The sequence below is a fragment of the Streptococcus oralis genome, assembly GCF_001578935.1.
GTDB classification, from domain to species: domain Bacteria; phylum Bacillota; class Bacilli; order Lactobacillales; family Streptococcaceae; genus Streptococcus; species Streptococcus oralis_R.
This window is the reverse complement of record NZ_KQ969522.1, coordinates 445737-472453: the sequence shown is the minus strand read 5'-3', so window position 1 is coordinate 472453 and position 26717 is coordinate 445737. Positions and strand designations below refer to the sequence as shown.

23 protein-coding genes and 2 tRNA genes are annotated in these 26717 nt (G+C 37.0%); 19 read left to right on the top strand and 6 right to left on the bottom strand.

The genetic code is table 11. From position 1 onward, the window contains the following. Window positions 1-15 precede the first annotated feature (15 nt). The 4 genes from comD to SORDD15_RS08615 all read left to right on the top strand — a co-directional run bounded on the left by comD (window position 16) and on the right by SORDD15_RS08615 (window position 2286). Entirely contained in the window at window positions 16-1335 is a 1320-nt protein-coding gene (gene comD, locus SORDD15_RS08630; protein WP_061416365.1) for a competence system sensor histidine kinase ComD, read from the top strand. Beyond that, the gene (gene comE, locus SORDD15_RS08625; RefSeq protein WP_061416362.1) at window positions 1332-2084 is read left to right on the top strand and encodes a competence system response regulator transcription factor ComE; all 753 of its coding nucleotides are present in this window, start codon (window positions 1332-1334) and stop codon (window positions 2082-2084) included. Before comD ends, comE begins: the two co-directional genes overlap by 4 nt. 51 nt (window positions 2085-2135) lie before the next feature. Then, a tRNA-Glu gene (locus tag SORDD15_RS08620) sits at window positions 2136-2207 on the top strand. Window positions 2208-2212: 5 nt separating this feature from the next. After that, window positions 2213-2286: transfer RNA gene (locus SORDD15_RS08615), tRNA-Asn, on the top strand. A 36-nt stretch (window positions 2287-2322) separates the two neighbouring features. Here SORDD15_RS08615 and SORDD15_RS08610 read toward each other — a convergent pair. Further along, complete coding sequence (locus SORDD15_RS08610; RefSeq protein ID WP_061416360.1) at window positions 2323-2865, bottom strand: TetR/AcrR family transcriptional regulator; 543 nt, start codon at window positions 2863-2865, stop codon at window positions 2323-2325. A gap of 127 nt (window positions 2866-2992) precedes the next feature. Here SORDD15_RS08610 and SORDD15_RS08605 point away from each other — a divergent pair, with 127 nt between their 5' ends. Continuing rightward, window positions 2993-5647: a YhgE/Pip domain-containing protein gene (locus SORDD15_RS08605; RefSeq protein WP_061416358.1), complete on the top strand. Its 2655-nt coding sequence runs from the start codon at window positions 2993-2995 to the stop codon at window positions 5645-5647. Window positions 5648-5668: 21 nt separating this feature from the next. Here SORDD15_RS08605 and SORDD15_RS08600 read toward each other — a convergent pair whose 3' ends face one another. Together SORDD15_RS08600 and SORDD15_RS08595 are read right to left on the bottom strand one after the other, a co-directional pair. Beyond that, window positions 5669-8221, bottom strand: coding sequence for a YfhO family protein (locus tag SORDD15_RS08600; protein ID WP_061416356.1), 2553 nt, complete (start codon window positions 8219-8221; stop codon window positions 5669-5671). 61 nt (window positions 8222-8282) lie between these two features. Further along, entirely contained in the window at window positions 8283-9905 is a 1623-nt protein-coding gene (locus SORDD15_RS08595) for an ATP-binding cassette domain-containing protein (protein ID WP_061416354.1), read from the bottom strand. Window positions 9906-10100: 195 nt separating this feature from the next. Between SORDD15_RS08595 and trpS the strand changes: the two genes are divergently transcribed. After that, window positions 10101-11126, top strand: coding sequence for a tryptophan--tRNA ligase (gene trpS / locus SORDD15_RS08590; RefSeq protein ID WP_061416352.1), 1026 nt, complete (start codon window positions 10101-10103; stop codon window positions 11124-11126). Window positions 11127-11288: 162 nt separating this feature from the next. Beyond that, complete coding sequence (gene guaB / locus SORDD15_RS08585; protein ID WP_000073416.1) at window positions 11289-12767, top strand: IMP dehydrogenase; 1479 nt, start codon at window positions 11289-11291, stop codon at window positions 12765-12767. Between the two features lie 58 nt (window positions 12768-12825). On the opposite strand, the gene recF is transcribed toward guaB, so the two are convergent. Beyond that, window positions 12826-13917: a DNA replication/repair protein RecF gene (recF, locus tag SORDD15_RS08580; protein WP_061416350.1), complete on the bottom strand. Its 1092-nt coding sequence runs from the start codon at window positions 13915-13917 to the stop codon at window positions 12826-12828. A gap of 2 nt (window positions 13918-13919) precedes the next feature. Further along, the gene (yaaA, locus tag SORDD15_RS08575; RefSeq protein WP_061416348.1) at window positions 13920-14288 is read right to left on the bottom strand and encodes a S4 domain-containing protein YaaA; all 369 of its coding nucleotides are present in this window, start codon (window positions 14286-14288) and stop codon (window positions 13920-13922) included. 160 nt (window positions 14289-14448) lie between these two features. On the opposite strand from yaaA, the gene yfmF reads away from it, so the two are divergent. The 12 genes from yfmF (at window position 14449) to tsf (ending at window position 25618) form a co-directional block, all read left to right on the top strand. Continuing rightward, on the top strand, window positions 14449-15699 hold the full coding sequence (yfmF, locus tag SORDD15_RS08570; protein ID WP_061416347.1) for an EF-P 5-aminopentanol modification-associated protein YfmF: 1251 nt from the start codon (window positions 14449-14451) through the stop codon (window positions 15697-15699). After that, window positions 15696-16979 (top strand): EF-P 5-aminopentanol modification-associated protein YfmH, encoded by a 1284-nt coding sequence (gene yfmH, locus SORDD15_RS08565; RefSeq protein ID WP_061416345.1) that lies wholly within the window; start codon window positions 15696-15698, stop codon window positions 16977-16979. The genes yfmF and yfmH overlap by 4 nt, the downstream gene beginning before the upstream one ends. A 35-nt stretch (window positions 16980-17014) precedes the next feature. Continuing rightward, a complete protein-coding gene (rodZ, locus tag SORDD15_RS08560) occupies window positions 17015-17836 on the top strand; it encodes a cytoskeleton protein RodZ (RefSeq protein ID WP_061416343.1) in 822 nt (273 codons plus the stop codon). A gap of 10 nt (window positions 17837-17846) precedes the next feature. Continuing rightward, window positions 17847-18392 carry a CDP-diacylglycerol--glycerol-3-phosphate 3-phosphatidyltransferase gene (gene pgsA / locus SORDD15_RS08555; RefSeq protein ID WP_061416341.1) on the top strand — a complete coding sequence of 182 codons (546 nt, stop codon included), beginning with the start codon at window positions 17847-17849 and terminating at the stop codon, window positions 18390-18392. Next, the gene (locus tag SORDD15_RS08550) at window positions 18389-19216 is read left to right on the top strand and encodes an energy-coupling factor ABC transporter ATP-binding protein (RefSeq protein WP_061416340.1); all 828 of its coding nucleotides are present in this window, start codon (window positions 18389-18391) and stop codon (window positions 19214-19216) included. The genes pgsA and SORDD15_RS08550 overlap by 4 nt, the downstream gene beginning before the upstream one ends. Then, complete coding sequence (locus tag SORDD15_RS08545) at window positions 19201-20040, top strand: energy-coupling factor transporter ATPase (protein WP_061416338.1); 840 nt, start codon at window positions 19201-19203, stop codon at window positions 20038-20040. The genes SORDD15_RS08550 and SORDD15_RS08545 overlap by 16 nt, the downstream gene beginning before the upstream one ends. Continuing rightward, window positions 20033-20827 carry an energy-coupling factor transporter transmembrane component T family protein gene (locus SORDD15_RS08540; RefSeq protein ID WP_061416336.1) on the top strand — a complete coding sequence of 265 codons (795 nt, stop codon included), beginning with the start codon at window positions 20033-20035 and terminating at the stop codon, window positions 20825-20827. Before SORDD15_RS08545 ends, SORDD15_RS08540 begins: the two co-directional genes overlap by 8 nt. Before the next feature lie 60 nt (window positions 20828-20887). Further along, entirely contained in the window at window positions 20888-21703 is an 816-nt protein-coding gene (gene mreC / locus SORDD15_RS08535) for a rod shape-determining protein MreC (RefSeq protein ID WP_001078971.1), read from the top strand. Window positions 21704-21705: 2 nt separating this feature from the next. Beyond that, complete coding sequence (gene mreD, locus SORDD15_RS08530) at window positions 21706-22200, top strand: rod shape-determining protein MreD (RefSeq protein ID WP_061416334.1); 495 nt, start codon at window positions 21706-21708, stop codon at window positions 22198-22200. Window positions 22201-22293: 93 nt separating this feature from the next. Next, window positions 22294-23502: a peptidoglycan hydrolase PcsB gene (pcsB, locus tag SORDD15_RS08525; protein ID WP_000726988.1), complete on the top strand. Its 1209-nt coding sequence runs from the start codon at window positions 22294-22296 to the stop codon at window positions 23500-23502. 224 nt (window positions 23503-23726) lie between these two features. Beyond that, window positions 23727-24500 carry a 30S ribosomal protein S2 gene (rpsB, locus tag SORDD15_RS08520; RefSeq protein ID WP_061416332.1) on the top strand — a complete coding sequence of 258 codons (774 nt, stop codon included), beginning with the start codon at window positions 23727-23729 and terminating at the stop codon, window positions 24498-24500. 77 nt (window positions 24501-24577) lie between these two features. After that, a complete protein-coding gene (tsf, locus tag SORDD15_RS08515) occupies window positions 24578-25618 on the top strand; it encodes a translation elongation factor Ts (protein WP_000808056.1) in 1041 nt (346 codons plus the stop codon). Window positions 25619-25721: 103 nt separating this feature from the next. Here tsf and cysK read toward each other — a convergent pair whose 3' ends face one another. Continuing rightward, complete coding sequence (gene cysK / locus SORDD15_RS08510; RefSeq protein ID WP_061416330.1) at window positions 25722-26648, bottom strand: cysteine synthase A; 927 nt, start codon at window positions 26646-26648, stop codon at window positions 25722-25724. Window positions 26649-26717 lie beyond the last annotated feature (69 nt).

The following is a 26717-nucleotide window of genomic DNA, read 5'->3' as shown; positions in this document are numbered from 1 at the left end:
CAAAGGTGAAGAGTAATGGATTTATTTGGGTTAGGGATAGCTATTTTTTATTTTTTCATTATTAGCAAAAGTTATGAATGGATTTGTAAAGTAAATAGAAAAGAACAAATTATTTTTTTGTGCTACACATGTATATCAGTTTTTTTAATTGAAGAAGTTATCAGTCTAGTATATGTGGATGGTTTTTCTTTGTCTAAATTTTTCTTTCCTGTGGTTGTGTATGGCTATTTAAGAAAGTTGAAGAAGTATGAAAAATATAAAGGAATTTTTATCAGTTTACTACTATCCTTATCATATCATAGTACCCATACTTTTATATCCGTAACATTATCTTCTATAATTGGTGATGGTCTTGTATTACAATATAAAAGTATATTCTTTTTGGTAGTATTATTGTTGACTTATTTTATTATTATAAAAATAAGTCGTTATTTCCACTTGGAAATAACATATTTTGACAAAGATTACCTCTACCCTTTTTTAAAAAAAGTAATAGTTGCTTTCTTTGGTTTGCATATCTTATTGTTTATTTCAGATATAGTAAGTACAACTCATCATTTAAATAGCTTCGGAAGTATTTTATCAACCATTGTTTTTATTTGCTTGTTATTGATTTTCTTTGCAATGAATTCTCACAAGGTTCAAATTGAAAAAGAGATTGCTCTAAAACAAAAAAAATTTGAACAAAAACATTTACAGACTTATACTGATGAAATTGTGGAGTTGTATAATGAAATTCGCGGTTTTCGTCATGACTATGCAGGGATGCTTGTCAGCATGCAAATGGCGATTGACAGTGGAAATTTACAAGAAATTAACAGGGTTTACAATGAAGTCTTAGTAAAAGCAAATCAGAAATTGAGGTCAGAAAAATATACTTACTTTGATTTAAATAATATAGAAGATTCTGCTTTACGAAGTTTAATTGCTCAATCGATTGTCTATGCACGAAAAAATGATGTAGAGTTTACATTGGAAGTAAAGGATATTATTACTAGACTGTCAATAGATTTACTTGATCTTGTTCGTATCATGAGCATTTTATTAAACAATGCTGTTGAAGGTGCTGCAGATAGTTATTTGAAACAAATGGAAGTTGCAGTCATTAAGATGGATTTTGAAACAGTTATAGTTATCCAGAATTCATGCAAAATCACTATGACTCCTTCAGAGGACCTATTTGCCTTAGGTTTCTCTACCAAGGGAAGAAATAGAGGTCTAGGGCTTAATAATGTCAAAGAAATTTTAGATAAGTATGACAACATTATTTTAGAAACAGAGATGGAAGACAACACATTTAGACAAATTATTAGATTTAAGAGGGAATTCGAATGAAAGTATTAATTTTAGAAGATGTTATTGAGCATCAAGTGAGACTAGAGAGAATATTGAATGAAATCTCTGAGGAATCGAATATTCCTATTTCATATAAGACAACAGGAAAAGTTCGTGAGTTTAAGGAATATATTGAAAATGATGAAGTAAACCAGCTTTATTTCCTAGATATCGATATTCATGGAATCGAGAAAAAAGGCTTTGAAGTGGCTCAATTTATCCGTCATCACAATCCTTATGCTATTATTGTCTTTATTACCAGTCGATCTGAATTTGCTACCTTAACGTACAAATACCAGGTATCAGCCCTAGATTTTGTAGACAAAGACATCAATGATGAATTGTTCAAAAAACGTATCGAGCAGAGTATCTTCTATACCAAAAGCATGTTGCTTGAAAACGAAGATGTTGTAGACTATTTTGATTACAACTATAAGGGAAATGATTTGAAAATTCCTTACCATGATATTCTGTATATCGAAACAACAGGTGTTTCTCATAAATTGCGAATTATTGGTAAGAATTTTGCCAAAGAGTTTTATGGAACTATGACAGATATTCAGGAAAAGGACAAACATACTCAGCGATTTTATTGCTCCCATAAATCTTTCCTTGTCAATGTGGGAAATGTGAGAGAAATTGATCGAAAGAATCTAGAAGTTGTCTTTTATGAAGATCATCGTTGTCCCATCACTCGTTTAAAAGTCCGCAAACTGAGAGATATTCTGGAGAAAAAATCTAAAAAGTGATTGACAATTAGTAAGAAATTGATATAATGGTTATATCTGCTACAGATAGATGGTCCGTTGGTCAAGGGGTTAAGACACCGCCTTTTCACGGCGGTAACACGGGTTCGAATCCCGTACGGACTATTTTATCCGCCATAGCTCAGTTGGTAGTAGCGCATGACTGTTAATCATGATGTCGTAGGTTCGAGTCCTACTGGCGGAGTCAGATAAAAAGAACACCATTGGTGTTCTTTTTCTTTTAGTTGACATCACCTAACATTTTCATAAGGAAGTCTGTCATTTCTTGCGGACTTTCTTTTTTTCCGTGAGCAATCCAAGTCTGGCAAACACCAAATAGGGCATTTGTTAGATAAATGCTACTATATTCGAGTTCAATTGGATTTAGTTGTAGTTGCATAAAACGTTTCTGAAGATCAGTGCTAAGCATAATATGCAGTTTATTTCTTAAGAAATTTTGGATTTCTTTGGTACCATTTTCAGATAAAAGAGCAGCTAATAATGGTTCAGATTCTAAATAGTCAAATACTTCTAAAATGGCATCTTTTTTATGATGAGCATGTTTTTGGAAGATATATTCAAATGTATGAAATAACTTACTTTGATAGTGTTCAATCATATCATACTTATCCTTGTAATGGGTATAGAAGCTAGAACGACTAATTCCAGCTTTTTCTGCTAATTTAATTGTAGTAATTTGATCGAAGGGGTGATCCATCAATAATTGAACCATGGCATTTTCAATATTTCTCTTTGTTTTTAATCGTTTGTTACTTTCTTTCATAGTTTCTCCTTATGAACAATTTAGACTATATGTCTAAAAAAATATTTTTTATCTTGTAATTTAGATTTTTTAATGTATAATCTATTATATCAAAAATTTAGACAATATGTTTAAAAAAGGAGGAAATATGTTTAAAGAATGGAAAGCAATTTTAAAAAAACCGACCTTTATCATTGTAATGATAGGGATTTCTCTCATTCCAGCTTTATACAATATCATTTTTTTATCATCCATGTGGGATCCGTATGGTAAATTATCAGAGTTACCTGTGGCAGTTGTAAATAAAGATAAGGAAGCTTCTTATAATGGAAATACAATGGCTATAGGAAAAGACATGGTGTCTAATTTAAAAGAAAATAAAACTTTAGATTTTCATTTTGTCAATGAAGAAGAGGGGAAAAAGGGGCTAGAGGATGGCGAATACTATATGGTAGTGACTTTACCAAGTGATCTATCTGAAAAAGCTACTTCGATTCTAACAAATCACCCTGAACAGATGCAAATTGATTATCAAACTTCAAGCGGTCGTAGCTTTATTGCAAGTAAGATGAGTGATTCTGCAATGACACAATTAAAACAAACCGTCTCTACGAATGTAACTGAAACATATACCAAGGCACTATTTCAAAAAGTGAGTGACTTGAAGTCTGGGATAAATAAAGCAGCTGAAGGAAGTGAGCAATTGGCTAATGGAGCCGATCAGTTGGTGACGGGAAGTCAAACGTTGACGACAAATCTTAATACTCTAGCTAACTCCAGTGTAACTTTTTCAAATGGAGCGGATCAATTTACAAAAGGCTTATCTAGCTATGTGTCTGCTATAGAGCAATTACATATTGGTTTAGGAACTTTTAATAGTGGTTTACAAAGTTATACAAATTCTGTCTCACAAGTTGACACTGGACTTGGTCAATTAGCTTTAAAAACTCCTGAGTTGGTGACAGGTGTAAATCAGCTAAATACAGGTATAAAGTCCTATACAGGTGGCGTTTCACAACTGGATACAGGCCTCAATCAATTTTCAGTTGGTGTAAATACTTATACAAGTAGTGTGAAAGAACTTTCTAACGGAACAAGTCAATTATCCAATCAATCAGATACACTAAGAGATGGAATGGAGCAATTAAATACTGGTATTAAAGAAATTTCAAGCCAATTAGAGTCCTCATCTCAACAAAGTGAAGAAATAGCGCAATTGGCAACAAGCTTAGGAGAACTAAATAAAACACTACAAGCTCTTACAATATCAGATAATACTCAACTGAAAAGTACATTGTCAGAAGCTTTACCAAATCTAACAACTCTTGCTCAGGATATTGTGACCAAAAGTCAGACAGAACAAGAGAAAACTCTTGCAAACCTTCAATCAACAGCTACTTATCAATCTCTTACAGAGGAACAAAAGAAAGAACTGACAGAAGCTATTTCTAAAAATTCTAATTCTACTATTGAGTCAGCAAAAACAATTTTAACGACAGTAGGAGGATTAAAAGAAAGTATAGAGAATTCAGAACAACAAGTATCTAATCTATCTGATGTACAGACGAAAGCAAATCAACTCTTACCTATAGCATCTAGATCCTTGACAACATTGTCAAATGGATTTACAAAATTGCAAACTACTGTAGACAATCAGTTAGTTCCTGGAAGTCAGTCAATTGAAAAAGGAGTTGTAAACTACACTAAGGGACTGGATACTATTTCTATAGGTGCTAATCAACTAAGTGAAAAGAATGCAAGTTTAACAACTAGTCTAGATCAATTAGTTTCTGGATCAAGTAAGTTGACAGAAAACACATCAACCTTGACAGCTGGAGTAGATGCGTTAGCTGGAAAAACTCCAGAATTAGTATCAGGTATAGAAAGTTTGTCATCTGGTTCTGCTCAATTGAATAATAAGAGTTCAGAGCTGATAGCAGGTATTACTACATTACAATTTGGCTCTGGTCAATTAACAGATAAATCAACACAGTTACTTTCTGCAGCATCTCAACTAGGAAGTGGCGCTATGAAGATTGCAGATGGTGCTGGAAAACTAGCAGATGGTGGAACAACCTTAACCTCTAGTCTTGAAGATTTACAAACAGGAGTTGATTCATTAGGACAAGGATTAGGCAATGCTAATAATCAACTCAAATCAGCTTCGACAGAATCTAAAAATGCAGAAACATTATCTGATCCTCTAGTTCTCTCAAAAACAGACAATGACCAAGTTCCTGTGAATGGGATTGCCATGGCTCCTTATATGATATCAGTTGCTCTTTTTGTTGCTGCTATATCTACCAATATGATTTTTGCTAAGTTGCCTTCTGGACGTCATCCAGAGAGCCGTTGGGCTTGGTTGAAGTCTCGTTCTGAAATAAATGGGATTATAGCTGTCTTAGCAGGTGTTTTAGTTTATGGAGGTGTCCATCTTATTGGATTGACTGCGAACCATGAGATGAGGACCTTGATTCTAATTATAATCACAAGTTTAGCTTTCATGTCTATGGTGACAGCTTTAACAACTTGGAATAGCCGTATAGGAGCTTTCTTCTCTCTTATTTTACTTTTATTACAGTTAGCATCAAGTGCAGGGACCTATCCACTTGCTTTGACAAATGATTTCTTTAAGGGTGTCAATCCTTGGTTACCAATGAGTTACTCTGTATCAGGTTTACGGCAAACAATCTCTATGACAGGAAATATTCATCACCAAGTGATTTTCCTTATTATAACACTAGCTTTATTTACTGCTTTAGGTATGCTAGCTTATCAACCTAAGAAAATGGAAGAAGATTAAAAAGATTGACCAAGGAATTGGTCAATCTTTTTCTGTCTTAGATAAATTTCGTCTGTGATTATAGATCCCAAAAAGAAGAAGGGCAGTTAGTGAGCAGGCTGCTCCAATAACAAAACCATTGGGAATAAAGGAAAGTGTAATGGTGCCTTTTCCTTTTGGAACATCAACTTTCATAAAACCAGTTTGAGCCTGCTTGATTTCAAGTTTTTTCCCATCCTGGTATGCGGACCAACCTTTGTCATAAGGAATAGTGAAGAAAATAGAGGTATCTTGTTTTACTTCATATGTAGCAAAGACTTTATTTTTAGAGGTGGATACTTCTACAGGTTGTTCTTTAATCTTTTGAATTGCCTCAGTAAGAGCCTGAGTATCTAAACGATAGAAGGTTGGAGATTCAAATGACACCTGAGAATTTCCAGGGAAACTAACACTGATATTGAAAGTTTTTTGTTCTTCAGTATAACCTAAATTAAAGAAATTAAATGCATTGTCAGTTGTAAAAGTCTTTTTTTCTCCATTGACAATGATGTCAACTTTCTTTTGCTTATCATTTGTAAAATGAAGATTTGAAAAAGAGAGATAGACTTGGCTATTTTGAGGAACCTCAATTTGATAATCAATCTTTGCATCTTCATTCGCAGAACCTGTGATGCTCGTTAAACCATCTGAAGTATCTGTTTTATCATATGCTATTTGGGAGAAGTAATCTAAGTTGAGATTAGCAAGCTGGTTTATAAATAAGGCCTGATTATCCAGAGTATGATTGTTAAAGTTTACATCTTTGTAAATAGATTGAGTGGCAAAGGCAATGGGGAGGGAAAGTTGATTTTTATATAAGGTTAAATGATCCTTTTGATAAATATCTTGAAATCCATATTTATCAAGTGAAGTTTCAGAAATATTGTACTGGATTCCAAATAAACTGTCTGCTAAAAGACTGTTATTTGCATAACGGAGATTGAGGTTGGTTCCAGAGGATTTGAATCCCAGTTTATCTAAACTAGTGCTAGCTGAACGATTTCGTACAGACGAAAATTGAGAGATTCCATTGTAGTTAAATTTCATACTGTCATTTCCAGTCTGAATTTGCAGTTTTTCAGTACGTGTAAATGGATTGTCAACTTGGTTTAGAATGGATTCCATAGCGGTGATATCTCTATTATAGGCGCTACGAGAAGCAAAGGCCCATTCTTTAGCTATTCCTTCCATTTGAGATGAAGCATTTAAGCTTATCTCAAATGTTATAAATAAAGACAAAAGAATTGCAAATAGATTTATAGAGATAAATTTTCTAATGACTGCAAGAAGTAAAAGAGCATAAACTAGTAGAAATTCAAGAGTGAGTAGGATATTCAAATCAGTTAAAAAAGAATAGTGCGATTTAAAATAGATAGTAGCCAAAAATCCTGTTAGTACAAGAAAAAGTGAGACAAATAGATTCCAGAGCTTCAGTTCTTTCAGACGATTTAAGACTTCTGCTGCAGTATAAATTAACAGAGTGGAAAAAATCCAAGCATAGCGATGCAAAAACATATTTGGGGTATGCATCCCTTGCCAAAATAAATCAAGTGCTTCTATGTAAAAGCTTGTTATTAAAAAAATAAAGAAAATTGCATAGGTAAGTTTCACGTGAAACCTTATGGATTTTATTGTGAAAAATAGAATGGTCAAAATAAAAGGAAGCAATCCAACAAAAATCATTGGTATAGATCCATATTTAGTTGTATCAAAAGATCCAATGAATTGTTTTGCTAAAATATCCAGATACCAGCTACTGTCTGTTTTCAATTTTGTGATGGCAGTCAACTTCTCTCCATGAGTTTGTAAATCAAACAGTGTAGGAAGAGTCATAATCAAACTAGCCATTCCAGCTAAAAAGGAGATAACAACAAAATCAAGAAAAGATGATTTTCGAGTTTTAAAGTTCCAAGAAATTTGGCAGAGATACCAGAAAATAAGAAACAATACTGTCATATAGCCAAAATAATAATTTTGAATAAATAAGATTGACAAACTTGTAAAGTATAGTAGGCGCTTCTTTTGTGTTATAAGTAGGTGTAAACCAGTAATAATTAAAGGAATCAAGATAAAAACATCTAGCCAGGTTTTAATCTCTAACTGACTGACAGTGAAGCTCATTAAAGCATAGGAAGTAGATAAGGCAAGTTTTAAAAATTTTGGGATATCTTTAAATAATCTATTTAGACTAAAGAAGGTTGACAGACCAATCAATCCAAATTTTAAGATAGTGGTTAGATAGACAGCATCTGGCATATTCGACAGATTAAAAAAGTAAACTAGGGGTGAAAGAAAACTACCCAAGTAATAACTAGATAGAGCATAGAAATTCAGTCCGAGGCCACTTGTAAAGGTGTAAAACAAACTGCCATTTCCATGTAAAATATTTCGTAAAGCTACATCAAAAATAACGTATTGATGGAAACCATCTCCTAATAGTGGAGATGTATCGCTATTCCAGTAGATACCTTGAGTTAGGTATACTCCGGTCATAATTACTAAAGGAATGATGAAAGAAACAAAATAGGTCCAATATGTTTTAAAAAATGATTTCATGTTACCTCATAGAATGATAGAAAACTCAGTTGGTTACCCCAACTGAGTTTTGAAGTCTTATTTAATCTTTCCAAAGTTCTTTAACTTTTACTTGTACTTCTGCATTTTCTAGGAATTCATCATAGGTTTCATCGATACGATCAATGACGCCATTCTTAGACAAAACAATGATATGGTTTGCCAAAGTTTGGATAAACTCATGGTCATGACTAGCAAAGATGATTGATTCTTTAAAGTTTTTCAATCCATCGTTCAAGCTTGAGATAGATTCCAAGTCCAAGTGATTTGTTGGATCATCAAGTACAAGGACATTTGATTTCAAGAGCATGAGTTTTGAAAGCATGACACGTACTTTTTCTCCCCCTGACAAGACGTTTACAGGTTTGTTAACCTCATCTCCAGAAAAGAGCATACGACCAAGGAAACCACGTAGGAAGGTATTGTCATCTTCTTCTTTACTTGCAAATTGACGCAACCAGTCAAGGATTGATTCTCCTCCTGCAAAATCAGCCGAGTTGTCTTTTGGCAAGTAAGAACGGCTAGTAGTAACTCCCCACTTGACAGTTCCTTCATAGTCGATGTCACCCATAATTGCACGAATTAATGCAGTCGTTTGGATGTCATTTTGTCCAATAAGAGCTGTCTTATCACCTGGACGCAAGATGAAACTAATATTGTCTAGGATAGTTTCGCCATCAATCTTTACAGTTAGATTTTCTACTGTCAAGAGATCATTACCAATCTCACGTTCTGCTTTAAAGTTGATAAATGGATATTTACGACTAGATGGCACAATCTCTTCTAATTCAATCTTGTCCAGCATTTTTTTACGAGACGTTGCTTGTCTTGACTTAGAAGCGTTGGCAGAGAAGCGAGCAACGAATTCTTGCAATTGCTTAATTTTTTCTTCTGCCTTGGCATTACGGTCTGCTAGCAATTTAGCAGCAAGCTCAGAAGATTCCTTCCAGAAGTCGTAGTTTCCGACATAGAGTTTGATTTTTCCAAAGTCAAGGTCGGCCATATGAGTACACACTTTGTTTAAGAAGTGACGGTCGTGGGATACTACGATAACGGTGTTATCAAAGTCAATCAAGAAGTCTTCTAGCCAAGTAATAGATTGGATGTCCAACCCGTTGGTCGGCTCATCCAAGAGAAGAACGTCTGGTTTACCAAAAAGTGCTTTGGCAAGGAGAACCTTCACTTTTTCACCATTGGCTAATTCGCTCATGTTTTGATAGTGCAATTCTTCTGGAATGTTTAGGTTTTGAAGTAATTGGGATGCTTCACTTTCTGCTTCCCAACCTCCAAGTTCAGCAAATTCACCTTCAAGTTCAGCTGCACGAACACCATCTTCATCGGAAAAATCTTCCTTCATGTAAATAGCATCTTTTTCTTTCATGATGTTGTAAAGTTTTTCATTTCCCATTATGACAACATCAATAACTCGCTCATCTTCATAGTCAAAATGATTTTGACGGAGAACAGAGAGACGTTCATCTGGACCAAGAGAGATGTGACCAGTTGTAGGCTCGATATCACCAGCTAGGATTTTTAAGAATGTAGACTTCCCAGCACCATTAGCACCAATTAATCCGTAGGTATTTCCTTCTGTAAATTTGATATTGACATCATCAAAAAGTTTGCGATCACTAAAACGTAGTGAAACATCAGATACTGTAAGCAATGTTTTTCTCCTATAATATGTAATACATTTATTCTACTAGAAAAGAGAGAAATATTCAAATTTTTGTTTGTCAATTTTATGTCAATTAAGTTTACAGGTTCATTTACAAAGAGTTAGTTGTTTGATTTAAATAATTTTCTGTTATTTTAACAAAAAAATGCTATAATTAAAGAGACCATTTCGAAGGAGAAAAAAATGACGAAACCCATTATTTTAACAGGAGATCGCCCAACAGGAAAACTGCATATTGGACATTATGTTGGGAGTCTAAAAAATAGAGTATTACTGCAGGAAGAAGACAAGTATGAGATGTTTGTTTTTTTGGCGGACCAACAAGCATTGACAGATCACGCCAAAGACCCTCAAACGATTGTAGAATCGATTGGGAATGTTGCCTTGGATTACCTAGCAGTTGGATTAGATCCAAGTAAATCAACTATCTTTATTCAAAGTCAGATTCCAGAGTTGGCTGAATTATCTATGTACTATATGAATTTGGTGTCACTAGCTCGTTTGGAACGAAATCCGACAGTAAAAACAGAGATTGCTCAAAAAGGGTTTGGAGAAAGTATTCCGACAGGATTTTTGGTTTATCCAATTGCGCAAGCAGCAGATATTACTGCCTTCAAGGCTAATTATGTTCCTGTTGGGACAGATCAGAAACCAATGATTGAGCAAACTCGCGAGATTGTTCGTTCCTTTAATCATGCTTATAATTGTGAGGTATTGGTGGAGCCAGAAGGTATTTATCCAGAAAATGAGAGAGCAGGGCGTTTGCCTGGTTTAGATGGAAATGCTAAAATGTCTAAATCCCTTAATAATGGTATTTATCTAGCAGATGATGCGGATACGTTGCGTAAAAAAGTCATGAGTATGTATACTGATCCGGATCATATTCGCGTTGAGGATCCAGGTAAAATTGAAGGAAATATGGTCTTTCATTATCTAGATGTCTTTGGACGCCCAGAAGATGCGGCTGAAATTGCGGAAATGAAAGAAAACTACCAACGTGGTGGTCTTGGTGATGTAAAGACGAAACGTTATCTACTTGAAATATTAGAACGGGAACTTGGCCCTATTCGTGAGCGCCGTATCGAATTTGCTAAGGATATGGGAGAAGTGTACAATATGCTTCAAAAAGGTAGTGAAAAAGCTCGTGAGGTTGCAGGGCAAACTCTATCTGAAGTTAAGGGAGCAATGGGACTAAATTATTTTAAATAATAGATAAAATATGAATTGTAAAACTATCTCTTCCATAGAATCACAGGGATAGTTTTTTTATGTTTTCTGTTATAAATATAATTGACAAATTTTCATAGAATGGTATGATAGATACAATACAAAAAGAGTCAAGCTCAAAAAGAAAGAAAAGAGGAAACTTCAATGTCTAATTGGGATACTAAATTTTTGAAAAAAGGTTTTACCTTTGATGATGTATTGCTCATTCCAGCAGAAAGTCATGTGTTGCCGAATGATGCTGATTTAACAACAAAATTGGCAGATAATCTGACTTTAAATATCCCAATTATAACAGCCGCCATGGATACAGTCACAGAAAGTCAAATGGCTATTGCCATTGCTCGTGCAGGTGGTCTTGGAGTAATCCATAAAAATATGTCTATTGCGCAACAAGCAGATGAAGTTCGCAAGGTAAAACGTTCTGAAAATGGTGTTATTATTGATCCATTCTTCTTGACTCCAGAACACACTATTGCTGAAGCAGATGAACTGATGGGACGTTACCGTATCAGTGGTGTTCCAGTTGTGGAGACACTTGAAAATCGTAAATTGGTTGGTATTTTGACAAACCGAGATTTACGTTTCATTTCTGATTACAATCAACCGATTTCAAATCATATGACTAGTGAGAATCTAGTGACGGCTCCTGTTGGTACAGATCTTGCAACAGCTGAAAGCATTCTTCAAGAACACCGTATTGAAAAACTTCCTTTGGTTGATGAAGAAGGTCGTCTTTCTGGCTTGATTACTATCAAAGACATTGAAAAAGTGATTGAGTTTCCAAATGCTGCAAAAGATGAGTTTGGTCGTCTTCTAGTTGCTGGTGCGGTAGGTGTCACTTCAGATACATTTGAACGTGCTGAAGCCCTTTTTGAAGCAGGAGCTGACGCAATTGTTATTGATACTGCCCATGGTCACTCTGCTGGGGTTCTACGTAAAATTGCTGAAATTCGTGCTCACTTCCCAGACCGCACTTTGATTGCAGGTAATATTGCAACTGCAGAAGGTGCGCGTGCTCTTTATGATGCAGGTGTAGATGTTGTCAAAGTCGGTATCGGACCAGGTTCTATCTGTACCACTCGCGTGATTGCAGGGGTTGGTGTCCCACAAGTGACAGCAATCTATGATGCAGCAGCAGTTGCGCGTGAATATGGAAAAACAATCATTGCCGATGGTGGAATCAAGTACTCTGGAGATATTGTCAAAGCTCTTGCTGCAGGTGGAAATGCTGTTATGCTTGGGTCTATGTTTGCTGGAACAGATGAAGCACCAGGTGAAACAGAAATCTTCCAAGGACGTAAGTTTAAGACTTACCGTGGTATGGGCTCAATCGCTGCAATGAAGAAAGGTTCAAGTGACCGTTACTTCCAAGGTTCTGTCAATGAAGCAAACAAACTTGTTCCAGAAGGAATTGAAGGCCGTGTTGCCTATAAAGGAGCAGCGGCTGATATTGTCTTCCAAATGATTGGTGGTATTCGCTCTGGTATGGGTTACTGTGGTGCAGCTAACCTTAAAGAACTGCATGACAACGCTCAATTTATTGAAATGTCTGGTGCAGGTTTGAAAGAAAGCCATCCTCATGATGTACAAATCACTAATGAAGCACCAAACTACTCCATGTAAGTAGTAAAAAAGAACTCCTGAATTTCAGGAGTTCTTTTTGTTTACAAAGTTGTCAATTTTAATTTACAGAAATTTTACCGTTTTGAATATTGAAAATACTAAGGTTTTCTGGTAAGTTTTGTAAGTGATCTAAACTTGTTGTTGTAATAAAGGTTTGGATAGAGTGAGAAATGGTTTCTAGTAATTTTAATTGTCGTGTGTTGTCAAGTTCACTCATAACATCGTCAAGTAAGAGTATCGGAGACTCATTAGTAATACTTTCCATTAGTTCAATCTCTGCTAGTTTGATAGAAAGTACAAGACTACGATGTTGACCTTGACTCCCAAAACTAGCGTCTATTCCATTGATATAAAAAGTAATGTCATCTCGATGAGGGCCGACACCAGTATTCTTTTTAAATAAGTCTCTGGATCTGCTTTTCTCCAAAGCAATTTTAAAGGAACTTGTTAGCTGTTCTTCATTAGTGAAGTTGACAGATGATTGATAAGATATTGACAGCTCTTCTAATTTATTTGAAATTTCTAAGTGTTTTTTTTGACCAAATTTCTCTAAGTCTTTAATGAATTTTATCCGATGCTTTATAACACGACACCCATACTCTACTAACTGATCATCTAAGACTGACAGAAATGTTTCATCAATCTTCTGGCTGGATTTTAGGTAAGTATTTCTTTGCTTGAGTATATGATTGTAGTTTGACAAGTCTGACAAGTAGATTGGTTTAATTTGTCCCAGTTCGATGTCGATAAATTTTCGACGGACAGAAGGTGCTCCCTTAATTAGCTGGAGATCTTCAGGTGCGAAGAGGATAACATTCATATGTCCGATGTAGTCTGATAGGCGAGCTTGTTTTAAGTGATTGACTTTAGTCACACGCCCTTTTGGTGTTAAATCAATTTCTAGAGGAATAGAGCTTGTTTTTTTCTGTAGCAAGCCAGAAAGATGAAGTTGCTCGTTATCAAAATGAATGAGATTTTTATCTGTACGAGTCCGATGACTACGTGTCAAGGCTAAGAAATAGATTGCTTCTAGAATATTGGTTTTTCCTTGTGCATTTTGACCTAGAAAGACATTTAATTTTGGATTGAAATCAATTTTTGCCTCTTTGTAGTTTCGAAAGGTTTTAATTGTTAAATGTTGGAGCCACATGGTTATCTTCCTGGAAAACGTGGAGCTTGTTTGGTCTTAGGTGACGAAGAAGTTTTTTGTTTTTCTTTCTTGATACCTTTATTCATCTCTTTGACAAGTTTAGCAATTCGCTCTTTCTCAATCTTATCTGCTTGATACTCTTCTTGCTCTTTTAAACTTGGTTGTGTCAAGTTGATGTCAATCTTTAAATCAGGAATGTCAATTGTATCTCCAATACGGATTTTTTTCCCACGTCTACTTTCTAATTCACCATTAAAGTAAACTTGATGCTCCATTAGAAAGGATTTGATAGCGCCACCGCTGTGTATAATTCCAAGCTCTTTTAGGAGGGCTTGGAGCGTAATAAATTCTTCAAATAATTTGTATTCCATAATTCACCTCAATCTTTGGTATTATACCATATTTTCCTTGAAATAGCTGAAGGAAAGTTAGCTGAAATGAAAACGGTTTTACTCTTTAAAGCTATGAAGAGAACAAGAAAAATTTTGATTTTCGTGATATAATAGAACTCTATATGTAAGGAGGTAAGGTATGGAATTAGTGCCTGGAATTTCAGCACATTTTGTTCAATCCAAAAAGTTTAAAACAAATAAAATCACTATTCGTTTTACTGCTTCCTTATCTCTTGAGACAATAGCAGGACGCATGTTAAGTGCAAGTATGTTGGAGAAGGCAAATCAAGCTTATCCCACATCACAAGCATTTCGCAGATACTTGGCAAGTTTATATGGAACAGATATTTCCACAAGTGCTTATCGTAGGGGACAGGCACATATTCTTGATCTAACATTTACCTATGTGAGGGATGATTTTTTAAGTAAAAAGAATGTCTTGACTTCTCAAATTTTGGAATTGGTGAAACAGACTTTATTTGCCCCCTTAGCTCAAGATGGTGCTTTTGAGCCAGCTTTATTTGAAATTGAAAGAAAACAGTTATTGGCTAGTTTAGCTACTGATATGGATGATTCATTTTATTTTGCTCATAAGGAGTTGGATAGCTTGTTCTTTCATGATGAGCGTCTTCAATTGAGATACAGTGATTTACGAAATAGTATTTCAAATGAGTCTCCGGAAAGTAGCTACACGTGCTTTCAAAATGCTCTGAAAAATGATCGTATTGATTTCTTTTTCTTAGGTGATTTCAACGAAGTAGAAATTACAGAATCACTGAAGTCATTACCCTTTACAGCTAGAGAGAACGGCGTCACTATCCAGTACCATCAATCTTATTCGAATGTTCTACGAGAAGGAATGGTTCAGAGGAATGTTGGGCAATCTATTTTGGAAATGGGCTATCATTCTCCTGTAAAATATGGCGATGATGAGTATTTGCCCATGCTTGTCATGAATGGTCTGTTGGGTGAATTTGCACATTCGAAACTCTTTACAAATGTTCGTGAAAATGCTGGAATAGCCTATACAGTATCTAGTCAATTGGATTTGTTTAGTGGTCTGTTAAGGATGTATGCGGGTATTGATAGAGAAAATCGAAATCAGGCTAGAAAAATGATGAACCATCAATTGCTAGATCTGAAAAAGGGCAACTTTACAGATTTTGAACTTGAACAAACCAAGGAGATGATTCGACGATCTTTGTTGATGGCTCAAGATAATCAACAGACTCTGGTTGAAAGAGCCTATTTGAATGCTCTATTGGGGAAATCAAGCTTTGATATTGATCGATTGGTGGCAAAATTAGAGAGTGTCGATAAAGAAGCTGTATGTAAAGCTGCCAACAGTTTGAAGTTACAAGCGATTTACTTTATGGAAGGAGTAGAATGACAAAGGTTACTTTTGAAGAAAAATACTATCCTGCTGTAAAGGAAACAGTCTACAAAACACAATTGTCAAATGGGTTGACAGTTTCTTTACTCCCTAAACAAGATTTCAATGAGGTTTATGGGATTGTAACGGTTCAATTTGGTTCTGTAGATGCAACTTATACAAGCTTGGAAAACGGTTTACGTCATCATCCAGCAGGAATTGCACATTTTCTTGAACATAAATTGTTTGAAAGAGAAAATTCTGAGGATATAATGGCTGCGTTTACTCGATTAGGTGCGGACAGTAATGCCTTTACAAGTTTTACTAAGACCAGCTATCTTTTTTCAACAATTAACCATCTATTAGAGAATTTAGATTTGCTAAATGAGTTAGTCGGAGATGTTCATTTTACAGAAGAGTCTGTTTTGAGGGAACAGGCTATTATCCAGCAAGAACGAGAGATGTACCAAGACGATCCAGACTCACGTTTATTTTTTGCAACATTAGCCAACCTTTATCCAGATACTCCTTTAGCAACAGATATTGTTGGAAGTGAAAAATCAATTTCTGAGATTCAAGTTTCAAATTTAAAAGAGAACTTTACAGACTTTTACAAACCTGTCAACATGTCACTGTTTTTAGTTGGAAATATTGATGTAACAGTTGTTGAGGAATACTTTTCGAAAAAGGAAAAGAAGACTTTAGAACAGTTTACAGTTACAAAAGAGAAACTACCCTTGCAGCCTGTGAAGCAAACAGATAATCTTAGGATGGAAGTTTCTTCACCCAAACTTGCTGTTGCGATTAGAGGTAATGGGCAAATAACAGAAGCTGAGTCTTATCGTTACAATGTTTTATTGAAATTGCTATTTACGATGATGTTTGGTTGGACTTCTGATCGTTTTCAAAGGTTATATGAGACTGGGAAGTTAGATGCGTCATTGTCACTTGAGGTTGAAGTCAACAGTCGCTTTCATTTTGTGATATTGACGATGGATACCAAAGAACCTGTTTCTCTGTCGCATCAATTTCGGAAAGCGATTCGTCAGTTTAGTAGTGATACGGATATTACCGAGGAACATTTAGATCTTGTTAAGAGTGAGATGTTTGGGGAGTTTTTCAGTAGCATGAACTCTTTGGAATTTATTGCAACTCAATACGATCCGATGGATCGCGGAGAAACAATTTTTGATTTTCCGAAAATTTTACAGGAAATTACTTTGGAGGATGTTCTCGAAGCTGGACATCGTTTGATTGATAATGGTGATCTAGTTGATTTTACAATCTTTCCAGCTTAAAAGATGACTAATACTAGAAAGAAGGAATGGTACGTATGAGAAAAAAAACAATTGGCGAGGTTCTACGTTTAGCTAGAATTAACCAGGGATTGAGTTTAGAAGAATTGCAGGAAAAAACTGAAATTCAGTTGCATTTTCTAGAAGCTATGGAGGCAGATGATTTTGATCAACTTCCTAGTACCTTCTATGCTCGTTCTTTTTTAAGAAAATATGCCTGGGCAGTGGAGTTAGATGAAAGAATTGTTTTGGATGCATATGATTCAGGTAGTATGATTGCTTATGAGGAGGTAGATGTCGATGAAGATGACTTGTCTGGTCGCAGACGATCAAATAAGAAAAAAACGTCTTATCTCCCCTTGTTTTATTTCGTTCTATTTGCTTTGTCAATTTTAATTTTTGTGACTTACTATGTTTGGAACTACATCCAAACTCAGCCAAGTCCTTCTTCGGCTAATTATAGCGTTGTGAACTCAACTAGTTCAACAACCTCATCTAGTTCATCTTCTAGTAGTCAGACGTCTAGCTCGTCTTCTACTACGGAATCAACTATTACAGTGTCAGGCGAAGGAAACCGCATTGAAGCTCGGTATAAAACGAGTAAGGAAATCGCTGCTGTTCAACTGGCAGTATCAGATGCAACTAGTTGGGTAAGTGTTTCAGGAAGTGAGCTGGAGGGTGGTGTGACACTATCCGCAGACAATAAGAATGCAAAAACAACAGTTTCAACTAAGAATCCCGTTACCATTACTTTAGGTGTAGTGAAGGGAGTTACTGTGACTGTGGACAATCAAACGATTGATACTTCGAAGCTGACAACTCAGACTGGAACTGTAACACTTACATTTACTACAGATTAAGGAAAAATCAATGAAAAAAGAACAAATTCCTAATGTATTAACTATTGGTAGAATTCTCTTCATACCTCTCTTTATTCTTATTTTGACTTTGGGACATTCACAAGGCAGCCATTTGCTAGCGGCGATCATCTTTGCAGTTGCTAGTATAACAGATTATCTCGATGGCTACCTTGCTCGTAAATGGAATGTAGTCAGCAACTTTGGAAAGTTTGCAGATCCGATGGCCGATAAGCTGTTGGTTATGTCAGCTTTTATCATGTTGATTGAGTTAGGTATGGCTCCAGCTTGGGTTGTTGCTATTATCATCTGTCGTGAACTTGCGGTGACAGGCTTGCGTTTGTTACTTGTTGAGACGGGAGGGACAGTTCTAGCAGCAGCGATGCCAGGGAAAATCAAGACCTTTAGTCAGATGTTTGCTATTATCTTTTTGCTCTTACATTGGAATTTAATTGGTCAGCTGTTGCTTTATATCGCTTTGTTTTTCACTATCTACTCTGGCTATGATTATTTCAAGGGTAGCGCTCATGTATTCAAAGGGACATTTGATTCGAAATGAAATCGATTATTGAAGTAAAAAATCTGTCTTTTCGTTACAAGGAAGACCAGGAACATTATGACGTTAATAATGTCTCGTTTCACGTGAAACGGGGAGAATGGCTTTCGATTGTAGGTCATAATGGGAGTGGAAAATCGACAACTATCCGTTTGATTGATGGCTTGCTTGAAGCAGAGTCTGGAGAAATCTGTATAGATGGGCAATTGTTGTCCTCTGAGAATGTTTGGGACTTACGCCGTCAAATTGGTATGGTTTTTCAAAATCCAGATAACCAATTTGTGGGGGCGACTGTTGAAGATGATGTTGCCTTTGGTTTAGAAAATCAGGGACTTCCTCGTGAAGAAATGAAAAAGAGAGTGGCTGAATCTTTGGAGTTGGTAGGGATGCTGGACTTTAAGAAGAGAGAACCAGCTCGTTTATCTGGTGGACAAAAACAGCGGGTGGCTATTGCAGGAGTTGTTGCCTTGAGGCCAGCTATTTTAATTCTGGATGAGGCTACAAGTATGTTGGATCCTGAGGGACGACGAGAACTGATTCAGACAGTTCAAGAGATTCGAAAAGATCACCAGATGACAGTCGTCTCCATTACACATGACTTAGAAGAAGTTGCGATGAGTGATCGTGTCTTGGTCATGAAAAAAGGCCAAGTGGAGTCAACCAGCAGCCCAAGAGAACTTTTTTCTCGGACTGACCTTGACCAGATAGGGTTAGATGAGCCTTTTACTAATCAATTGAGAGAATCTTTGAGAGAGACTGGTTATCAGTTGCCGGATGGCTATTTGACAGAAGGAGAGCTAGAGGACAAGTTATGGGAATTACTCTAGAAAATGTGAGCTTTACCTATCAAGAGGGGACTCCCCTATCTTCATCAGCCTTGACTGATGTTTCCTTGACGATTGAGGATGGTTCCTATACGGCTTTGGTAGGGCACACAGGTAGTGGGAAATCAACGATTTTACAGCTTTTAAATGGCCTATTGGTACCAAGTAAAGGTTCTGTTCGAGTTTTCGATACCGTCATTACCCCTACATCAACCAATAAAGAAATTCGCCAGATTCGAAAGCAGGTTGGTCTAGTGTTTCAATTTGCTGAAAATCAGATTTTCGAAGAGACTGTTTTGAAAGATGTTGCATTTGGACCGCAAAATTTTGGAGTTTCTGAGGAAGAGGCCAAGAAAATTGCGCGTGAAAAGTTAGCCTTGGTAGGCATCGATGAGTCACTCTTTGAGCGCAGTCCTTTTGAACTTTCGGGTGGTCAGATGAGACGTGTGGCTATAGCAGGTATGCTAGCCATGGAGCCAACTGTCTTGGTTTTGGATGAGCCAACAGCTGGACTAGATCCTCTGGGCAGAAAAGAATTGATGACCTTGTTTAAAGAACTCCACCTTTCTGGAATGACAATCGTTCTGGTAACGCATTTGATGGATGACGTAGCTACGTATGCTGATCAGGTCTATGTTATGGAAAAGGGACGTTTAGTCAAAAGTGGTAAACCGAGCGAAGTTTTCCAAGATGTAGCCTCTATGGAAAAAGTGCAGTTAGGTGTGCCTAAAATTACAGCTTTTTGTAAGCGTTTGGCAGATAGAGGTGTAGCTTTTAAAAAACTGCCAATCAAGATAGAGGAGTTTAAGGAGTCGCTAAATGGATAGTATGATTTTAGGGCGTTATATACCGGGGGATTCCATCATTCATCGCTTGGATCCACGTAGTAAATTGCTCGCTATGATCCTGCTGATTTTGATTGTATTTTGGGCCAATAATCCCCTCACCAATGTCATTCTGTTTGTAGCGACAGGTATATTTATCGCATTATCGGGCGTTTCCCTCTCATTTTTCGTTCAGGGATTAAAGTCCATGTTCTTCCTGATTGCTTTTACGACTCTTTTTCAGCTCTTTTTCATTTCAAGTGGAAATGTCCTATTTGAGTTTTCTTTTATAAGAATAACGGATTATGCTTTGCAACAAGCTGGAATTATTTTCTGTCGTTTTGTGTTGATTATTTTCTTTTCAACCTTGCTGACATTAACGACCATGCCTTTGAGTCTGGCAGCTGCAGTTGAAGCTCTTTTAGCACCGCTGAAACGCGTGAAAGTGCCCGTTCATGAAATTGGTCTCATGTTATCAATGAGTTTGCGTTTTGTTCCAACCTTGATGGATGACACGACGAGAATTATGAATGCTCAAAAAGCTCGTGGAGTTGACTTTGGCGAAGGTAGCATCGTTCAAAAAGTAAAGGCTATGATTCCAATTTTAATTCCTCTTTTTGCGACGAGCTTAAAGCGTGCAGATTCATTGGCAATAGCCATGGAAGCGCGTGGTTATCAGGGAGGAAAGGGTAGAAGTCAGTATAGACAATTGAGATGGAGTCAAAAGGATACACTGGCAATTCTTGTGATTTTGGTACTGGGATGTTTCTTATTTTTCTTAAAATCTTAGCAGGTTTGTAGGATTGATAAGAAGCTCACAGTAGCAGGTTTTTAGTATAAAGGTAGGAATATGAACCGTTTTAAAAAATCAAAATATCTAATCATCGTTTTTGTCACAGTTCTGGCAGTTTCTGTTCTATTAGTGACAACCTATTCAAGCGCTATTGTGACGAAACTAGGAGATGGGATTTCCTTAGTAGATAGAATTGTTCAAAAACCCTTTCAGTGGTTTGATACTTTCAAATCAGATTTGGGACATTTGACGCAGACTTACAATGAAAACGAGAGTCTAAAGAAACAGCTCTATCAACTAGAGGTGGAGTCTAATCAATCAGAAAGTTTAAAAAATGAAAATGAACAACTACGTCAGTTGCTGGATATGAAGTCAAAATTACAGGCTACAAAAACCATTGCAGCAGATGTGATTATGCGAGCTCCAGTATCTTGGAAACAAGAGTTAACAATTGATGCGGGAAGTTCAAAAGGAGCTTCTGAAAATATGTTGGCCATTGCAAACGGGGGCTTGATTGGTAGTGTTTCAAAGGTGGAGGATCATTCAACAACTGTCAATCTATTGACAAACACCGAAAATTCAGACAAAATTTCTGTTAAAATCCTGCATGGTTCTACTGAAATTTACGGGATTATCGTTGGTTATGATAAGGAGTCTGAACTGCTTAAAATTAGTCAATTAAACAGCAACAGCGACATTAGCGCGGGAGACAAGGTAACTACAGGGGGGCTCGGAAACTTTAATGTTAAGGATATCCCTGTTGGAGAAGTTGTTGCTACAACACACAGCAGTGATTATCTAACAAAGGAAGTAACAGTAAAGTTAAGTGCTGATACCAAAAATCTTCATGTGGTAGAGTTAGTGGGGAATTAGCAATGAGACTGTTAAAACAAGTTGGTATTTTCTTTTTACTTCCTTTTCTTGTGCTAATTGATGCACATATTGGTCAATTAGTAGAATCCTTTTATCCACATTTTCACTTAGCAAGTCATTTCCTGTTTTTATTTCTCTTGTTTGAGACAATTGAGGTATCAGAATACTTCTATTTAGCTTATTGCTGTATAGTGGGTTTGGTGTACGATATCTATTTTTTCCACTTGATAGGAATTGCGACACTTCTATTTATCTTGATAGGAGCTTCGATCCATAAATTTAATAGTGTAATCTTGCTAAACCGTTGGACAAGAATGTTAACAATAGTTGTGATGAGTTTCCTATTTGATATAGGGAGCTATCTCCTTGCTCTTGCTATGGGATTGACAGTAGAATCGATGCCAGTTTTCATCGTATACAGCCTTGTCCCATCAATGATTTTGAACTTTTTATGGATGCTTATTTTCCAATATATTTTTGAAAAATGTTATCTATAAGAAAGAAATAAAAATGTAACAAAGGCGTAATATTTATTATGTCTTTTTTTGGTATACTAGTAATGTCTTAAATAGAAGGAGTATCTACACAATATGAAGAAAAAAATCTTAGCGTCACTTTTATTAAGTACAGTATTAGTGTCACAAGCGGCGGTATTGACAACTGTCCACGCTGAAACAACTGATGAAAAGATTGCTGCTCAAGATAGTAAGATTAGTAATTTGACAGCTCAACAAAAAGAAGCTCAAAAACAAGTAGATGAAATCCAAACGCAAGTTACAGCTATCCAAACTCAACAAACGAACTTGGAAGCTGAGAATGAAACTCTACAAGCTGAATCTAAAAAACTTGAAGGAGAAATTACAGAGCTTTCTAAGAACATTGTTGCTCGTAATGAATCTTTGGAGAAACAAGCACGTAGCGCACAAACAAACGGTGCTGCAACTAGCTACATCAATACAATTGTAAACTCAAAATCAATTACGGAAGCTATTTCACGTGTTGCAGCCATGAGCGAGATTGTATCAGCTAACAACAAAATGTTGGAACAACAGAAAGCTGATAAGAAATCTATCGCTGAAAAACAGGTTGCAAATAATGAAGCAATCAACACTGTCATTGCGAACCAACAAACGCTTGCTGACGATGCACAAGCATTGACAACAAAACAAGCAGAGTTGAAAGTTGCTGAGTTAAACCTTGCTGCAGAGAAAGCTACTGCAGAAAGTGATAAAGCTACTTTATTGGAACAAAAAGCAGCAGCTGAAGCAGAAGCAAAAGCAGCAGCTGAAGCAGAAGCAGCTTATAAAGCACGTCAAACAAGCCAACAACAATCAGTTGTTGCTTCTGGAAATACAACACTTTCAGATCAAGTGCAAGCAACTTCAAGCTCTTCATCAGATGATGATTCAAGCTACACTCCAGCGCCTGCACCAACTCCAACTAGACAGCGTCCAACATACAGTACAAATGCTTCAAGTTATCCAACTGGGGAATGTACTTGGGGAGCTAAAACATTAGCACCTTGGGCTGGAGATTACTGGGGTAACGGAGCGCAGTGGGCTACAAGTGCAGCAGCTGCAGGATTCCGTACAGGATCAACTCCACAAGTTGGTGCGATTGCATGTTGGAATGACGGTGGATATGGACACGTAGCGGTTGTTACAGCAGTTTCATCATCAACTAGCATTCAAGTATCAGAATCAAACTATGGTGGAGATCGTACAATCGGTAACAAGCGTGGATGGTTCAACCCAACTACAACTTCTGAAGGTTATGTTACTTACATCTATCCAAACTAATGAATGAAATAAAGAGGCTCGATTTGAGTCTCTTTTATTATTTTTTATCGAAAGCAAGGCCGAAATCTATTAAAACCACTTGAAAATATCGTTAAAATGTGGTAGAATGAAACTTGTCGTGTAAACGATAATACTCATTCTTGATGAATTGTGAAACTGTTGCCCTCGGGTCGTTTTGCAAGTTGAAGTCGAGGAGAGGAAAAAAACAAAAAGGAGAAATACTCATGGCAGTAATTTCAATGAAACAACTTCTTGAGGCTGGTGTACACTTTGGTCACCAAACTCGTCGCTGGAACCCTAAGATGGCTAAGTACATCTTCACTGAGCGTAACGGAATCCACGTTATCGACTTGCAACAAACTGTAAAATACGCTGACCAAGCATACGACTTTATGCGTGATGCGGCAGCTAACGATGCAGTTGTATTGTTTGTTGGTACTAAAAAACAAGCTGCTGACGCTGTTAAAGAAGAAGCAGAACGTTCAGGTCAATACTACATCAACCACCGTTGGTTGGGTGGAACTCTTACTAACTGGGGAACTATCCAAAAACGTATTGCTCGTTTGAAAGAAATCAAACGTATGGAAGAAGAAGGAATCTTCGACGTTCTTCCTAAGAAAGAAGTTGCACTTCTTAACAAACAACGTGCACGTCTTGAAAAATTCTTGGGTGGTATCGAAGACATGCCTCGTATCCCTGATGTAATGTACGTAGTTGACCCACATAAAGAACAAATCGCTGTTAAAGAAGCTAAAAAATTGGGTATCCCAGTTGTAGCGATGGTTGACACAAATACTGACCCAGACGATATCGATGTAATCATCCCAGCTAACGATGACGCTATCCGAGCTGTTAAATTGATCACAGCTAAATTAGCTGATGCTATCATCGAAGGACGTCAAGGTGAAGATGCAGTTGAAGCAGAATTTGTAGCTTCAGAAGCTCAAGCTGACTCAATCGAAGAAATCGTTGAAGTTGTAGAAGGCGACAACGCTTAATTCATATAAGTAATCATTACCTAGGAGGGCGGGGCTTAGCCCGGCTCTCCTATTTTAAAAAATATAGGAGAATCAAAATGGCAGAAATTACAGCTAAACTTGTTAAAGAGTTGCGTGAAAAATCTGGTGCCGGTGTTATGGACGCTAAAAAAGCGCTTGTAGAAACAGACGGTGACATCGAAAAAGCGATCGAATTGCTTCGCGAAAAAGGTATGGCTAAGGCAGCTAAGAAAGCTGACCGTGTTGCAGCTGAAGGTTTGACTGGTGTATTTGTTAACGGTAACGTTGCAGCAGTAGTTGAAGTAAATGCTGAAACTGACTTCGTTGCGAAAAACGCTCAATTCGTTGACTTGGTAAATGCTACAGCTAAAGTAATTGCTGAAGGAAAACCAGCTAACAACGAAGAAGCACTTGCTTTGACAATGCCTTCAGGTGAAACTCTTGAAGCTGCATATGTATCTGCAACAGCTACAATCGGTGAAAAAATCTCATTCCGTCGTTTTGCTTTGCTTGAAAAAACAGATGCACAACACTTCGGAGCATACCAACACAATGGTGGACGTATCGGTGTTATCTCTGTAATCGAAGGTGGAGATGAAGCGCTTGCTAAACAAATCTCAATGCACATCGCAGCGATGAAACCAACAGTTCTTTCTTACAAAGAATTGGATGAGCAATTTGTTAAAGATGAGTTGGCACAATTGAACCACGTAATCGATCAAGATAACGAAAGCCGTGCAATGGTTGGTAAACCAGCTCTTCCACACTTGAAGTATGGATCAAAAGCACAATTGTCTGATGAAGTGATTGCTCAAGCTGAAGCTGACATCAAAGCTGAGTTGGCTGCAGAAGGCAAACCAGAAAAAATCTGGGACAAAATCATCCCAGGTAAAATGGACCGCTTCATGCTTGACAACACCAAAGTTGACCAAGCATACACACTTCTTGCACAAGTATACATCATGGATGACAGCAAGACAGTTGAAGCTTACCTTGAATCAGTAAATGCTTCAGTAGTTGAGTTCGCTCGCTTTGAAGTTGGTGAAGGTATCGAGAAAGCTGCAAACGACTTTGAAGCAGAAGTTGCAGCTACAATGGCAGCAGCCTTGAATAACTAATAGAAAAGGAAGCAAATTGCTTCCTTTTTCTTTTGGTCTAGAGAGTAGGCTCTATATGAGTAAACAAAAAGCCCTTTAATAAGGGCTAAGTGCATTTAGGAGGCTACACTTCAAATTCATAGAGTGCTGTAGACAAATAACGTTCGCCGTTATCTGGTGCTAAAGCAAGGACTTTCTTACCTGTACCTAATTTCTTGGCAACCTCAATTGCCCCGTAAATCGCTGCAGCTGAAGAAATCCCAACAAGGAAGCCTTCTTTTCCACCAATTTCACGGCCAAGAGCTAGAGCATCATCTGACGTTACACGGACAATACCATCATAGGCCTTTGTATCAAGTGTTTCAGGAATAAATCCAGCTGAGATACCTTGAATTTTGTGAGGTCCTGGTTTTTCACCAGACAAGATAGCTGACTCGTCTGCCTCAACTGCATAAACTTGAATGTTTGAATTTGCTGCTTTAAGAGCGTGAGAAACACCTGAGATCGTTCCACCGGTGCCAACACCACCTACAAAAGCATCTAGTCCATCAGAACCGAAAGAAGCCAGTATTTCAGCTCCTGTTGTTCTTTCGTGTACTTCTGGATTAGCTGGATTATTAAATTGGAGTGGAAGGAAGCCGTCACGTTCAGCAGCGATTTCCTGAGCTTTAGCAATAGCCCCTTTCATTCCTTCGCTACCAGGAGTAAGGACGAGTTCAGCACCATAGGCTTGGATAATCTTACGTCGTTCCACACTCATCGTTTCAGGCATGACGATAACAACTTTATATCCTTTAGCGGCACCAACCCATGAAAGACCGATACCAGTGTTTCCACTCGTTGCTTCAACAATGGTAGCACCCGGTTTTAGAATACCATCTTGTTCCGCTTTTTCAATCATGCTAAGGGCAATACGGTCTTTTACTGACGAACCAGGGTTAAAAGCTTCTAGTTTAACATAGACATCTGCAGCACCCTCTGGAACAATGTTGTTAAGTTTAACAATCGGTGTTTGTCCAATAAGTTCAGTGATATTGTTATAAATAGCCATAGATATACCTCTTTGTATAAGATGATACTAGTATAACGCGCTTAGGGCTATTTGTAAAATATAGAAATC